This window comes from Aquisalinus flavus, assembly GCF_014640095.1.
Taxonomy (GTDB): Bacteria; Pseudomonadota; Alphaproteobacteria; order Caulobacterales; family Parvularculaceae; genus Aquisalinus; species Aquisalinus flavus.
In genome coordinates this window covers 1,666,403-1,680,545 of the sequence record NZ_BMGH01000001.1, presented here as the reverse complement: position 1 = coordinate 1,680,545, position 14,143 = coordinate 1,666,403, and the positions used below count along the sequence as shown (strand labels likewise).

Below are 14,143 nucleotides of genomic sequence, written 5' to 3'. Positions count from 1 at the left end.
GGCACCGCGCTGCCGCCTAAACGATTGGGGTTATGGCTGATTTACTCCTTGAACTGTTCTCAGAAGAGATCCCCGCGCGCATGCAGGCGCGCGCCGCCGCCGACCTTGAGCGCCTGGTCAACCAGCAGCTGCTCGATGCCGGGTTCATGCCGGAAGGCGCCAAGGGCTTTGCCACGCCGCGCCGCCTGGCGCTGGTCGTCACCGGTCTGCCCAATGCCCAGCCGGACCGCAAGGAAGAGCGAAAAGGTCCCCGCGTCGGTGCACCGGAGAAGGCGGTCGAGGGATTCCTGAAATCGGCGGGTCTCGACAGTCTCGACCAGTGCGAGGTGAGGGACGACAAGAAGGGCCAGTATTACGTCGCCCTGATCGAGGAGAAGGGCCGCCCGACGGCGGAAGTGATCGCCGGGTTCATGCCGGAAGTGATCGCGAAATTCCCGTGGCCGAAATCCATGCGCTGGGGCGATGGTGAGCTGCGCTGGGTGCGCCCGCTGCACGCGATCCTGTGCGCCTTCGATGGCGAGATCGTGGCGTTCGAGATCGACGGCGTGACCGCCGGCGACCGCACATGGGGTCATCGCTTCATGGCGCCGCAGGAGATCCAGGTCCGCAATTTCGAGGATTACGCCGCGCAGCTGAAGCGCGCGAAAGTCGTTCTCGATACGGAAGAACGAAAAGACACGATCCTCGGCGAGGCGCAGCAGCTGTGCAAGGCTCAAGGTTTGGAGCTGGTAGAGGATGAGGGGCTTTTGGCCGAGGTTGCAGGGCTGGCCGAATGGCCGGTCGTGATGGTCGGCACGTTCGACGAGAAATTCCTCACCGTACCGGACGAGGCGCTGACGGCCTCGATGCGCGGGCACCAGAAATATTTCTCCGTACGCGACCCGAAGACGGGCCGCCTCGCCAACAAGTTCGTCTATGTCGCCAATATCGAGGCGCCCGATGGCGGCGCGGCGATGCGCACCGGCTATGAGCGCGTGCTGACCGCGCGGCTGTCGGATGCCTGGTTCCTCTATCAGCAGGATTTGAAGACGCCTTTGGCCGAGCACGCCAAGAAGCTGGAGAAGGTGACCTTCTTCGAGGGCCTCGGCACCGTCGCTGACAAGGTCGAGCGCATCGCGGCGCTCGCCCGTGAACTCGCCCCGGCGGTCGGGGCTGATCCGGACATGGCAGAGAAGGCAGCCCGCCTCGCCAAGGCCGATCTCGTCACCCAGATGGTCTATGAATTCCCGGAACTGCAGGGCCTGATGGGCGCCTATTATTATGAAGCACAGGCCGCCTCGTCCTTCGTGGCCGCTGGCGCGGCACCTCAGGATGAGGCTGCTCCGGGTGCTGAACAAGATCCTCATCCTGAGGCGGCGACGAAGTCGCCCACGAAGGACGAGGATCGGGCTATCTCAAACGCCATTCGCGATCACTACAAGCCCGCCGGCCAGAATGACGACGTGCCGACCGAGCCGGTGACTGTTGCGGTTGCGCTCGCCGACAAGCTCGACACGCTGACGGCCTTCTGGGCCATCGGCAGGAAGCCGACCGGATCGGGCGATCCGTTTGCCTTGAGACGGGCAGCGTTGAGTTCTTTCGCCTTAATTCTAGGCGGTGGGTTTCGCTTTGAACTTATACCCCTCGTCGAACGACATCTTAAAAGGGTTGCAGAAGTCGTTATGCGAGACGTGGCCCATGACGCTAAACTGGCATTTGAAAAAATTGAAAAAGCTACAGGTAAAATCCTTGCTGAAACGCGCCGAGAGTATGTGAACTCACCGCAACTCAAGAAAGTATATGAGCACCGCGGGCTGCAATTTGCTTCCGTAGCGCCTGACTTAATTGCTTTCTTCCATGAGCGTTTGAGGATTTATCTACGTGAGAAATGCTCCACTTACGACGTTATCGACGCATCGGTTTTTCGAGCAGATGACCTCATTGAGGATGACATTGTCTTGATCGTGGCGAAGCTCACCGCGCTTGATGCCTTTCTCAAGACCGATGACGGGGCGAACCTGACCGCTGCCTACAAGCGGGTCGCCAATATCCTCAAGGCCGAGGAGAAGAAGGGCGACACCGATGTCAGCGGTTCAGTCATCGAAGAAAAGCTCGTCGAGCCCGCCGAAAAGCAGCTTTACGCCGTGCTGAAAGAGGTTCGTGATACCGCTAACAGTGCGTGTGCGGAAGAAGATTTCGAAAAAGCCATGTCGGCGTTGGCAAAACTGCGGGTTCCGCTTGATACCTTCTTTGAAGACGTTACGGTCAATTCGGAAGATGCTGCATTGCGGAACAATCGTCTCGCCTTGCTGTCTGAGATTAAAACAACATGCGAACAGGTGGCAGACCTGTCGCGCCTGGAGGGCTAGGGAAACGCCCTCCAACCTGATGGAGAGCGTGGAATGAGTGACAAGTGGGTCTATAATTTCGGCGGCGGCGATGCCGACGGCGATGCAAGCCTGAAGAACCTTCTGGGCGGCAAGGGCGCGAACCTTGCCGAGATGGCCAGTCTGGGCCTGCCCGTGCCGCCGGGCTTTACCATCACCACCGATGTGTGCACGCTTTTTTACAAGAATGACCGTCAGTATCCGGACGGGCTGGCGCAAAAGGTCGACGAGGCCGTTGCCCGTATCGGCGAGCTGGTCGACAAGCACTTCGGCGATACGAAAAACCCGCTGCTCGTTTCCGTACGCTCCGGTGCCCGCGCCTCCATGCCCGGCATGATGGACACGGTGCTCAACCTGGGCCTGAATGACGAGACGGTCGCCGGGCTCGCTGCGCTGGCCGGCGATGAGCGCTTTGCCTATGACAGCTATCGCCGCTTCATCCAGATGTATTCAGACGTGGTGCTCGGCGTCGATCACTATCATTTCGAGGAGATCCTCGACCTCTACAAGGAAGATCACGACTACAGGCTCGACACCGACATGACCGCGGCGGACTGGAAGGCTGTCATCGGTCAGTACAAGGATGTGGTCAGCAAGGAGCGCGGCGAACCGTTCCCGCAGGATGTGACGGCGCAGCTTTGGGGCGCGATCGACGCCGTGTTCGGCTCCTGGCGCAACGAGCGGGCGAACACCTATCGCCGCCTGCACAATATCCCCGAGGAATGGGGCACGGCGGTGACCGTGCAGGCCATGGTCTTTGGCAATATGGGCGAGACGTCGGCGACCGGCGTTGCCTTCACCCGCGACCCGTCGACCGGCGAGCGCGCCTATTATGGCGAGTTCCTGATCAACGCCCAGGGTGAGGATGTTGTCGCCGGCATCCGCACGCCGCAGCCGCTGACGATCTTTGCCAAGCAGAAGCAGGGCGAGGATCTGCCCTCGATGGAAGAGGCGATGCCGGAGACATTCAGGGAGCTGGTCGCTGTGTTCGAAAAGCTGGAGCAGCATTATCGCGACATGCAGGACATCGAGTTCACCATCCAGGAAGGCAAGCTGTGGATGCTGCAGACGCGCACCGGCAAGCGCACGGCGAAGGCCGCGCTGAAGATTGCCGTGGAAATGTGCGCCGACGGGCTGATCAGTGAGGAAGAAGCGGTTATGCGCGTCGAGCCCGGCTCACTCGACCAGCTGCTGCACCCCTCGCTTGACCCGAAAGCGAAGCGCGACGTCATCACCAAGGGCTTGCCGGCATCGCCCGGCGCAGCGGCGGGGGAGGTGGTGTTCTCCTCGGATGAGGCAGAGCGGCTGGCGCAGGACGGTAAGCCGGTCATCCTCGTGCGCGTGGAGACGAGCCCGGAAGACATTCATGGCATGCATGCCGCGAAAGGCATCGTCACCGCCCGCGGCGGCATGACCAGCCATGCGGCGGTCGTCGCCCGTGGTATGGGACGGCCCTGTGTGTGCGGCGCCGGCGATCTGCGCATCGAGAAGGATGGATCGGGCTTCACCGCCGGTGGCCGGTCCATCGCCAAGGGCGACTGGATCACCATCGATGGCGCGACCGGCGAAGTCTTTGCCGGGGAGGTCAAGACCGTGCAGCCGGAACTGTCCGGCGATTTCCGGAAGATCATGACCTGGGCCGACCGGTATCGCCGCATGAAAGTGCGCGCCAATGCCGAGACGCCGCTTGACGCGAAGACCGCCCGTGATTTCGGCGCGGAGGGCATCGGCCTGTGCCGGACCGAGCACATGTTCTTCGAGGCCGAGCGGATCGTCGCCGTGCGCGAGATGATCCTCGCCGAGGACAAGGCAGGGCGCGAGACGGCGCTGGCCAAGCTGCTGCCGATGCAGCGCGGCGACTTCAAGGCACTGTTCGAGGTGATGGCCGGCCTGCCGGTGACGGTGCGCCTGCTCGATCCGCCATTGCATGAATTCTTGCCGCATTCCGATGCCGAGATCGAGGAGGTCGCCAAGGCGTCCGGCCTGGAACCTGCCGCGCTGAAAGCGCGGGCCCACAAGCTGAACGAGTTCAACCCGATGCTGGGCCATCGCGGCTGCCGCCTTGGCATCACCTATCCCGAAATCTACGAGATGCAGGTACGCGCCCTGATGGAGGCCGCGTGCGAGGTGGCCAAGGAGACCGGCGAGACGATCGTGCCGGAAATCATGATCCCGCTCGTTGCCGAGGTGAAGGAGCTGTCGACCCTGAAGGTGCGTGTCGATGCGGTCTGCAAGGCGGTGCTGGTCGAGAAAGGCCAGGACATGACCTATCTCGTCGGCACGATGATCGAGCTGCCGCGCGCCGCGCTGACCGCCGACAAGATCGCGGTGGAGGCGGAGTTCTTCTCCTTCGGTACCAATGATCTGACCCAGACGACCTTCGGCCTGTCGCGCGACGATGCCGGCTCCTTCCTGCCGGCCTATCAGAAACAGGGCATTCTCGAGCAGGACCCGTTCGTCACGCTCGATCAGGCCGGCGTAGGCGCGCTGATCGAGATGGCTGCCACAAAGGGCCGCTCGGCCCGGGCAAACCTCAAGCTGGGCATCTGCGGCGAGCATGGCGGGGACCCCGATTCGATCCATTTCGTTGAAAAGCTCGGCCTCGACTATGTGTCGTGCTCGCCGTACCGGGTGCCGATAGCGCGCCTTACGGCGGCGCAATCGGCGCTATCGGTTAACAAATAGTTAACGCGCAGGGCGTTGTTTTTGCTGGAAGAATAGCCGTGCTGCAGACGAGATTCCGCATTGCAGCGCGGTTTTTTCACGTTTGCGTGGGGAAAAACCTGCGTTCAAAGAAGATTAACATTATGTCATCATCATCAGAGAGAATTTGCCAAGCGCGTTTTCTTCCGTCATAAGCCGCAGACCCGGCACGGAAACTGCGTGGCGGAGCGAGGTTTGATCGAGCATCAAGGATTGCAGAGACCTTTAAAGGGACACCGCGGGGAACGCGGATTGTCCGGTGAACAACCGGTTATTTTACCAGGGACACAGAAGAAGAGGCTTTTGACCGTCATGAATTGGGCGATCGATACTGATACACACGCGCAGAATCCGGAACAGAGTCCGGCTATGCCGAATTGGCAGGCCCGGCGTTGGCTGGCCGCGCTCGGCATCAGCGTTTGCGCCGTCGCCCTGACGCTGAGCGGTCATCACCGCGTCCAGTTGCATGAGGCTGAGCAGGAAAGCCTGCAGATGCTCGCAGAGGCCGAGGCCGCCGCTGCGGAGTTTTCGCAATGGCAGTTTGCCCAGTCCGAAGGCGGCGATGATGGTTTGTTCGATACGGCGCCCGCGATGCAGTTCGCCAGTGCCGATATCTCTGATCTCGTCAGCTATGATTTTACCGAACTCGAGGTCGCGCGCATCCAGTCGGCCGAACGCCGCTGCCTCGCCGACGCGATCTACTACGAAAGCCGCAATGAATCGATGCTCGGCAAGCTTGGCGTCGCCGATGTCGTCCTGAACCGGGTCAAGAGCCCGTATTATCCGGACACGATTTGCGGTGTGGTCTATCAGGGCTCCGAACGCACGACCGGGTGCCAGTTCTCCTTTACTTGTGACGGATCGATGGACAAGCGCGGCAAGACCGGCCTTTATGACGATATCGACGAACTGGCCGGCGTGATCATCGCTGGCATGCACATGCCGGTTTCGCGCAACGCGACGCACTATCATGCCGACTATGTCTCGCCATACTGGGCGCCGACGCTGACGCCGACCGCCCAGATCGGTGCGCATAAATTCTATCGCTTCCCCAACAAGACGACGGAAACCATCGTCTCGGCCGCCCAGTAAGGCTGCTCAGCAGGCTGAACGATCAGTCGCCGAGGACGACGCTTTCCGTCTCGTACGCCATCTCATAAATCTGCGGCTAGAGCGGCCTGCGTCCGGATGGATGCAGAGGAGCTGCTCTAACACTTTGGAAGCGATCAACTTTCCTGCCTTCAAATGATTCCATTTGAAGGCGGGTTGATCTAGTCCGGCAGAGGACCTGGCGTGTTACACTCAGGCCCAGTCGAGGCCGAGATCGAGTGCCGGGGCGGAATGGGTGATCCAGCCAGACGAGATGACATCGACACCCGTCTCCGCGATGGCGCGGACGGTCTCGATGGTGACATTACCCGACGCTTCGAGGATCGAGCGCCCGGCCGTCATCTCGACGGCCTTGCGCATATCGTCCGTGGACATATTGTCGAGCAGGATGACATCTGCCCCTTCCTCGAGCACTTCGCCAAGCTGGTCGATCGTATCGACCTCGATCTCGATCTTGACCATGTGGCCGGTCGCGGCCTTGGCCGCCTGCAGGGCTTCGGCGATCGAGCCGGCCGCGGCGATGTGGTTGTCCTTGATCATCACCGCGTCATACAGGCCGAACCGGTGGTTCTGACCGCCGCCGCATTTGACGGCATGTTTTTCAAGCGCGCGCAGGCCGGGCGTCGTCTTCCTTGTGCAGACGATCAGGGCGCCGGTGCCATCGACAGCCCTGACGAGATCAGCTGTTGCCGTGGCGATTCCGGACAGGTGGCCCAGATAGTTAAGCGCGACGCGCTCGGCGGTCAGGATCGCGCGGGCAGGGCCCGACAAGCGGATGATCTCTGTGCCCGGTTCCACGCGGCCGCCGTCTTCAGTCACGATCTCGACGGTGAGGGCGCGATTAACGAGCGTGAAGGCGGCTTCGGCCAGCGCCGTGCCCGCGATAATGCCGGGCTTGCGCGCGGCGATGACAGCGTTTGCCTGGGCATGCGCCGGGATCGTCGCAAGGGTTGTAATGTCACCGGCATCGCCGAGGTCCTCGACGAGCGCCGCGCGCACATGGGTTTCGACGAGCGGCCGGGGCAGGGGGAAGCGGGCCATCAGATTCTCTCCAGATCTGTTTTGTAGTCAACGGCGCGCGGTGAGACGGTGAGGCCCGTCTCGGCACTGAACGTCATCACCGTGTGAACCGGTGGCGGTGCAGCCTTTTCAGGATAATCCGTGCGGAAATGACTGCCACGGCTCTCGCGGCGGTCGAGCGCTCCGGCGAGGATCATCGTCGCCGTCAGCAGGCAGTTGAGCATGCCGCTGTTCAGGCTGGAGCGTTCTTCCAGTTCGCCGATCACCGCCATTGCCGCCATCAGGCCATCCCTGTTGCGCAGAATGCCCGCCTTGTCGGCCATGGTCCGGCGCAGGCGTGCGATGTCCGCCGCGACAGGCGGCTTGGCATCCAGTGCCAGGCGATCGGGAAGCAGGTTGATAGAGGAGGGGGCGATCGTGGTATCATCCTGTTTCAGGCTCTCCGCCGCACGGGCGCCGAAGACGAGCGCTTCGAGCAGGGAGTTGGAGGCGAGCCGGTTGGCCCCGTGAATGCCGGTCGAGGCGACCTCGCCGACGGCCCACAGGCCGGGGCGGCTGGTGCGCCCGTCGACGTCGGTGCCGACGCCGCCCATGTGATAATGCACGGCGGGGGCGACGGGCATCAGCTCCGTCACCGGATCGATCCCCGCGTCGCGGCAGGCGGCGTAGACGGTCGGGAATTTCTCCGGGAAGGCTGCGCCGATTGCCTCGCGCGCGTCAAGGAACGCCCCGCCATTATGAACGGCCTGGGCGACCCCGCGGGCGACGATGTCGCGCGGGGCCAGCTCTGCATCCTCGTGCAGATATTTCATGAACCGGCGCCCCTTGCCGCTGACAAGGATCGCGCCATCGCCGCGCAGGGCCTCGGTCGCCAGCGGTGCCGGGTCGATACCGACATCGAGCGCCGTCGGGTGGAACTGAACGAATTCAGGATCGATGATCTCCGCCCCGGCCCTTAGCGCCATGGCAAGGCCGTGGCCTTGCGCCCGGACCGGATTGGTCGTGACGGCATAGAGCCCGCCAAGGCCGCCGGTTGCCAGCACCGTACGCGGACACAGGATCAGCACGCGCTTCTGCTCGATAATGTCGTGGATCAGCGCGCCAATGACGTTGCCTTGATCATCCGTAGCCAGATCTTCGGCGATCATGCGTTCGCGCAGGGTGATGTGTTCTGCCGTGTGGGCAGCTTCATCGAGGCTCGCCATGATTGCAGCACCGGCGCGGTCTCCGGTCGCGTGCACGATACGCTTCCGGGAATGGGCGGCCTCGCGGCCGAGTTTGAGAGTTCCGCTATCGTCGACATCGAAAGCGACGCCGAGATCGATCAGGTCGCGGACGCGGGCAGGGCCTTCGCCGGTCAGAATACGGGCAGCTTCCGGCTCGACCAGACCGGCGCCGGCATCGATCGTGTCCTTGAAATGTAGCGCCGGTGTATCGTCGTCGCCCATGGCTGCGGCAAGGCCGCCCTGGGCCCATGTCGACGACGCGCCGCGCCCGATCGGGGCGGCGCTGATGACGGTCACCGGATTGGGGGCGAGTTTCAGCGCTGTGAAAAGACCGGCGACACCGGCCCCGATGATCAAGGTACTGCCTTCTGGCAGGGCAAGCGTTTCAAGGGTTTCCTTCATGCCCCGCCGCCCGTCAGGCGCTGATTTCCAGCGCGCGGCCGGCAAGTTCGCGGTCTTCCAGCGCGATGACTTCGGGCTTGCCGATATGGGAATATTCCGACTGCTTCTCCAGCTTCACGTCGATCATTGCCTGCACCGCCTTGCGTGCCCTGGCGGCAATGACGGGATCGACCTCGACCTTGTGCTCCATCCTTTGCAGGGCGCGAAGGATGCCCGGCAGGGTGATGCGCTTCATGTGCGGGCAAAGATTGCAGGGCCGCACGAAATTAACGTTCGGGTTTTCCAGCGCGACATTGTCCGACATCGAACATTCGGTGATCAGCACGACATTGTTCGGCTGCTTTTCCTTGACGTAATTGCTCATGCCGCTGGTCGATCCGGCAAAGTCCGCCTCGGCCAGGACTTCCGGCGGGCATTCCGGGTGGGCGAGCACGATGACGCCCGGATTGCCGGCACGCATCTCGCGAATGTCTTCCGGCGTGAAGCGCTCATGCACTTCGCAGGATCCTGCCCAGGTGATCACCTTGATCTTAGTCATCGCGGCGACATTCTTGGCCAGATACTGGTCAGGAATGAGAATGACCCGGTCGGTATCCCATTCGGCGCAGATATGCTCGACGATCTGCACGGCGTTCGACGACGTGCAGCAGATGTCGGTCTCCGCCTTCACATCGGCGGTCGTGTTGACATAGGTGACGACCGGCGTGCCAGGGTATTTCTGTTTCAGCAGGCGCACATCATCGCCGGTGATCGAGGAGGCGAGGGAGCAGCCGGCCTTCATGTCCGGGATCAGCACCGTCTTTTCCGGCGACAGGATCTTCGAGGTCTCGGCCATGAAATGGACGCCAGCCTGGACGATGACAGAGGCTTCGGTCTTCGCCGCTTCCATCGCGAGCGCCAGGCTGTCGCCGCGGAAATCACCGACACACGCAAAGATCTCCGGCGTCATATAGTTGTGGGCGAGGATGACCGCGTCTTTCTGCTTTTTCAGATCATTGATCGCAGCGATGTAAGGCGCATGCATTTCCCACTCGATGCGCGGGATCTGGCGCTGGACGAGCGGGTAGAGATGCTCGGTCTTTGCCTTGACCTCGGCGGTGTAGGGCAGCTCGTTCTCGAATTCATTTCCAAACGCGGGCATGGAAGCCTCCAATCATTATGCTCAACTAGAGCATATATGGGGTCTAAAAAAGCGCCCTTCAAGGGCAGAATGCGGAAAATAGGCTTCGGCCCGATATTGTCAAGAAGCAAAAAACTGAAGGGAAAACAGGTATTTGTGAGGTCGTGGCGCACTCACGGTTCTGTCGGGCATTCAAAGCCGGGCGTCTCCAGCAATCGGTTCAACCGATCAATGCTTGTCTCGCTTGAAAAGGTGTCCTTGGCTTCCTCGTCAGGCTCATCGCGGTTCGCGGCTTCCTCTGCGGCCCGTTCGGCATCGCGCCGGACCCACTGGGCGACCTTGGCGATATGACTGCAGGCGCGCTCGGGTTCGCCAGCAAGCAGCAGCACCTCGCCGAGCTCAAGATGTGTCTGCCAGAACACCGGATTACGGCGATAGCTTGCGAGGAAATCGACCGCGCCAAGGGCAAGGGCGTCAGGCTGACTGCGGTCGAACGTGAAGGTGGATATATAATGTCCGGTCGCGGTCGGATTGGTGGGGTCTGCCTTCACGACCTCGCCGAGGTGATAGCGGGCCTTTTCAAGATCGACAGGGTCCGGATCTTCCGTATCGGCATAGCGATGGTAATAGGCATCGCCGGCAGTGAGATGTGCATCCGGACTGCCCGGAAAGGCTGCGATTGCCGCTTCGCCCCTGGCAACTGCATCTCCATGGTCTTTGGCAGAAAGAGCCAGCGCCATGCGAGCCCGCGCGATTACCGGCGCAGGACCGTGTCGTTCCTCCAGGTCATCGAGATTACGGGCGATTGTTCGGCGTGCCTTTTTCCCGTCATCTCCATGCGGATAGAAGATTCGTTTTCCGCCCAGCATGATGAGGTCAAAATCTTGCCGGTCCAGCCTGCGAACCTCAATCGTGTCCTTGAAGATTTCCTCCGTATATCGGAATTGTACGGAAGCGAACCGGTTCGCGCGCCAATAGTCACGTAACAGGTCTGCGAACTCATCCTGGGTAATGCCAAAACCTTTCTCGAAGGCTTCTGTCGGTTCGACGCCCTGATTGATCAGCCCAATGTAATCGCCCAAGCGACTGCTCAATTCCGGCGTGTTCTGAATGTAATGAACTGCGATCCAGCTTATCCCATAGAACATGTTCCCCCGCATGAAGCGGACACGGTTCGCCCCGCCAAAATCAGGATACCTTGTAATGGCATTGAGAACCGTGTCGATATCCATCCAGTTCTTGTTCTGGAGAATGTTACCGAAACGGCTGGTCGGCATGCCAATGGAGACGAGATCGCCTTCCACCTTGAAAGCCGCAATGTATTCGGCGAAGCCCTCATTGAACCAGTGCGGAAAATACTCCTCCGTATAGGAACCGATGATGTGATGGGCATATTCATGCAGCGCGACATGGCGGGAGAAATCCTCGTCGTCGAAACCGCCATCGCTGACCATCACGAAGACTGGATAATCATCGCGCAGGGTGTAAACACCGCCGATGTTCGACATGTTGGTAAACTTGCTTATCTCCTTGCCGCTGCCAACGCCGTAAATCCGTACCGGCCTGACTTCGGTTCTGCTGTTGAGACCGGCAAGGGCAAGAACCGTGGCGCGATAAATCTCCAGATCCTTGACCAGTTTGAGGGCGTCATCCTCGCGCACATCGCCGACAAAAATGAAATTTGTCGAACGGATTTCCAGCGGCTCGGCCCGAACCGGCAGAATGGTTACCCCGAGAATGGTAGCCCACAAGGCCCCCAGCACCATGGCGCGGTTGATCATTCGGTCCTCCCTCAAAGCGCTTCTTGATCAGATACGTCGCCCAAAGCCTATCCTGGGTTGAGAGGTTTCGACAAGTCGCGGCTGGCTGGGGTCAGAGGGGAAAAGACGGCGACTGGCGCAGGCGCGGCAGGGTCAGGCCCTGGATCGTTCGGTCATGGTTTGCCGTCTGCGGATCGCGATTGACGCGGTAGAGCGCTGCTGGCCGGCCGCCGGTCTCGGCGCTGGTCGAGCCGGTCTTCTTCACGAGACGCGCATTCTCGACACCGCGGCGGAAATTCTGCTTGTGCAGGGCAAAGCCGATGATCGATTCTACGCCTCGCTGCAGGTCGAGAAGAGTGAAGGTGTCGTCCATCATCTCGAAGATGACCGGGCGATATCGCAGCTTGCCGCGCAGACGACCGATCGCCGTGGCGAGGATGCGCCGGTGGTCGGAGATCATCGCCGTACCGGTTTCGCAAGGCCTGTCGCGGCCTTCGTCGCGCCATGCTTCGGAGACGAGGCCGGCCTCATACATCAGTTCATAGCGATCGAGCACCCGCTCTTCCTCCCAGCCGGCATCCTCATAGCCAAAGGCGAGGCGCACACGGGCGCGGCGGCGAGCCTGGCGGGCCTTGTCACCGGTCTTGTCATCGGCCTCGGCAATCCACCTTGAAAAGCCCGGCAGGATGCTCTGTACAAGGATGGTGGGCTCGCCATTGCGCCAGTCCTCCCATGGAAAGAAGTCATACCAGTTCGTCCACGCGGTATTGGCCATCTCGACCGGTGCGGCCCGCGGGGCGAGGGCGAGATAGCCGACGGAGATGATCCTGTCGCTGGCGCGCCCGCCTTCGAACGCGGCGCTTGGTGCTTCGCGGCCCTTGTCCCCGAATGTATACAGCTGTTCGACATAGCCCAGCTGCATACCGGTTTGTTGCGAGACGAACTCGCGCAAGCCCAGTTCGAACGTGCGATGCAGTTCCGGTGAAAAGGCGCCATAGGGCAGGGCCAGCAAAGGCCGTGCAGCTTCGCTGCGCAGGCTGAGAACGAGGGGGCGGTCGCCCATAATGGCGGCGACGACCGCGTTGAGGCCAATGATGACGCCGCTGTTATCGCCGGTCCTGTTGCTCATCGGGCGCTTCTGCCGTCTTTGTGGCGGACGATCAAGCAGCCTTTTCGGGGAGATAGGGAATGCGGAGCACGTCGCCGACGGATGCGCCGCTGCCCTCGCCCATGCTGTCGAGCGCATCGAGCATCCGGCCATCGCGCTGCAACAGATCATCGGCCTGTGCCAGCATCATGAAGCTCGGCTCGACATCATGGGACAGGGTGCGCAAGTCTTCGGCGAAGCGCCGTTCCGGGGTATTGGGCGACAGGGCGCACTGGATGATCAGGGCGGCCGCTGGCGAGCGCGACAGGCCGAGCCGGCAATGGACGAGCAGCGGCCTTGTCCAGTCATTGCCCGCGGCAAAGTCGATCATCTGCCGGATACGGACGGTGTCGCAATGGGGCGCGCAGGTTTGCGTGCGCGCGGCCTCGGCCATCGTGTAGCCGATCTTCAGATGGCGTTCCGGCGGGATCCCGGCAAAACTCGTTGATCCGGCGCCGTCCATGATGGTGATGACGCGGTCAGGCGCGAATTTCTTCAAGGCTGCTTCAACGCGGTCATAAGGGCTTATGATGATCATGCTGCAAATGTGGGGCAAGTTGCCGCAAACCACTAGTACCCGGCACCGAGAAAACGACTAATTGCCGCGATGTTCACGCAATAGTGCCTCGAAGCGTTGCAGAAACAATGTCTGGGAGGCCTCAGGGTCGAGCGCCTTGATCGTCAGGGGTGCCGCGTCGCGCGGTGCGCCGAAAAACTTGCGTGCCTCCTCGTGGGAGAAACCTGCGATCTGGGTCGCCTCGTGATAGGCGCAGATGCGGTCGGCGCGCTTGATCGTGTTCTCGATCGCTTGGGGCAGTTCGGCAGGCAGGCCGAACCGCAGGTGGATCGCCTGTTCGAGACCGCGCTCGACACGTTTGTAGCCTTCGCCAAGCGCCGCCTTGAACGGCGAGATCATGTCGCCGATGACATATTCCGGCGCGTCATGCAGCAACGCGGCCAGGCGCCATTTCACCGGCCAGCCGGGTTTCAATTCCTGGCACAGCGCCTCGACGATAACCGAGTGATGCGCGACGTTGAAGGCGAGGCCGCCAACGGTCTGACCATTCCAGCGGGCGACGCGGGCCAAGCCGTGGGCGATATCCTCGATCTCGACATCGACGGGCGAGGGGTCGAGAATATCGAGACGCCGCCCGGACAGCATACGCTGCCAGGCACGCGGAGCCTGTCCCTTTTTTTGATCGAGTTTTGCCATGTCCTGCGTCCGGTGAGCATTGAGGAAGAAGCGCCTCGCATGTCACCGGCCGGAAATCAATAACCAGTCTGTCAAT

At 61.4% G+C, this 14,143-nt stretch carries 10 protein-coding genes; 3 read left to right on the top strand and 7 right to left on the bottom strand.

Translation table 11 applies throughout. From position 1 onward, the window contains the following. Nucleotides 1-32: 32 nt before the first annotated feature. From glyS to IEV88_RS07775, 3 genes are all read left to right on the top strand, one after another. Complete coding sequence (gene glyS / locus IEV88_RS07785; RefSeq protein ID WP_188158985.1) at nt 33-2,348, top strand: glycine--tRNA ligase subunit beta; 2,316 nt, start codon at nt 33-35, stop codon at nt 2,346-2,348. A gap of 33 nt (nt 2,349-2,381) precedes the next feature. Continuing rightward, complete coding sequence (gene ppdK / locus IEV88_RS07780) at nt 2,382-5,051, top strand: pyruvate, phosphate dikinase (protein ID WP_188158986.1); 2,670 nt, start codon at nt 2,382-2,384, stop codon at nt 5,049-5,051. Nucleotides 5,052-5,438: 387 nt separating this feature from the next. Next, nucleotides 5,439-6,161 (top strand): cell wall hydrolase, encoded by a 723-nt coding sequence (locus tag IEV88_RS07775; protein ID WP_188158987.1) that lies wholly within the window; start codon nt 5,439-5,441, stop codon nt 6,159-6,161. Nucleotides 6,162-6,371: 210 nt separating this feature from the next. Here IEV88_RS07775 and nadC read toward each other — a convergent pair whose 3' ends face one another. The 7 genes from nadC to IEV88_RS07740 form a co-directional block, all read right to left on the bottom strand. Continuing rightward, nucleotides 6,372-7,220 (bottom strand): carboxylating nicotinate-nucleotide diphosphorylase, encoded by an 849-nt coding sequence (gene nadC / locus IEV88_RS07770; RefSeq protein WP_188158988.1) that lies wholly within the window; start codon nt 7,218-7,220, stop codon nt 6,372-6,374. Beyond that, entirely contained in the window at nt 7,220-8,827 is a 1,608-nt protein-coding gene (locus IEV88_RS07765) for an L-aspartate oxidase (RefSeq protein WP_188158989.1), read from the bottom strand. Before IEV88_RS07765 ends, nadC begins: the two co-directional genes overlap by 1 nt. Before the next feature lie 13 nt (nt 8,828-8,840). Then, complete coding sequence (gene nadA, locus IEV88_RS07760; protein WP_188158990.1) at nt 8,841-9,968, bottom strand: quinolinate synthase NadA; 1,128 nt, start codon at nt 9,966-9,968, stop codon at nt 8,841-8,843. Between the two features lie 152 nt (nt 9,969-10,120). Then, entirely contained in the window at nt 10,121-11,728 is a 1,608-nt protein-coding gene (locus tag IEV88_RS07755; RefSeq protein WP_188158991.1) for a hypothetical protein, read from the bottom strand. A gap of 91 nt (nt 11,729-11,819) precedes the next feature. Further along, a complete protein-coding gene (locus tag IEV88_RS07750; protein ID WP_188158992.1) occupies nt 11,820-12,836 on the bottom strand; it encodes an NUDIX hydrolase in 1,017 nt (338 codons plus the stop codon). 31 nt (nt 12,837-12,867) lie between these two features. Continuing rightward, the gene (locus tag IEV88_RS07745) at nt 12,868-13,392 is read right to left on the bottom strand and encodes a tyrosine phosphatase family protein (RefSeq protein WP_188158993.1); all 525 of its coding nucleotides are present in this window, start codon (nt 13,390-13,392) and stop codon (nt 12,868-12,870) included. A gap of 57 nt (nt 13,393-13,449) precedes the next feature. After that, entirely contained in the window at nt 13,450-14,067 is a 618-nt protein-coding gene (locus tag IEV88_RS07740; protein ID WP_188158994.1) for a YfbR-like 5'-deoxynucleotidase, read from the bottom strand. Nucleotides 14,068-14,143: the final 76 nt, after the last annotated feature.

Bases quoted from the DNA above. Each gene is read 5' to 3' on its own strand.
- IEV88_RS07765 (WP_188158989.1), bottom strand. From the start codon at position 8,827: ATGAAGGAAACCCTTGAAACGCTTGCCCTGCCAGAAGGCAGTACCTTG.
- nadA (WP_188158990.1), bottom strand. From the start codon at position 9,968: ATGCCCGCGTTTGGAAATGAATTCGAGAACGAGCTGCCCTACACCGCC.
- ppdK (WP_188158986.1), top strand. From the start codon at position 2,382: ATGAGTGACAAGTGGGTCTATAATTTCGGCGGCGGCGATGCCGACGGC.
- IEV88_RS07745 (WP_188158993.1), bottom strand. From the start codon at position 13,392: ATGATCATCATAAGCCCTTATGACCGCGTTGAAGCAGCCTTGAAGAAA.
- IEV88_RS07740 (WP_188158994.1), bottom strand. From the start codon at position 14,067: ATGGCAAAACTCGATCAAAAAAAGGGACAGGCTCCGCGTGCCTGGCAG.
- nadC (WP_188158988.1), bottom strand. From the start codon at position 7,220: ATGGCCCGCTTCCCCCTGCCCCGGCCGCTCGTCGAAACCCATGTGCGC.
- IEV88_RS07755 (WP_188158991.1), bottom strand. From the start codon at position 11,728: ATGATCAACCGCGCCATGGTGCTGGGGGCCTTGTGGGCTACCATTCTC.
- glyS (WP_188158985.1), top strand. From the start codon at position 33: ATGGCTGATTTACTCCTTGAACTGTTCTCAGAAGAGATCCCCGCGCGC.
- IEV88_RS07775 (WP_188158987.1), top strand. From the start codon at position 5,439: ATGCCGAATTGGCAGGCCCGGCGTTGGCTGGCCGCGCTCGGCATCAGC.
- IEV88_RS07750 (WP_188158992.1), bottom strand. From the start codon at position 12,836: ATGAGCAACAGGACCGGCGATAACAGCGGCGTCATCATTGGCCTCAAC.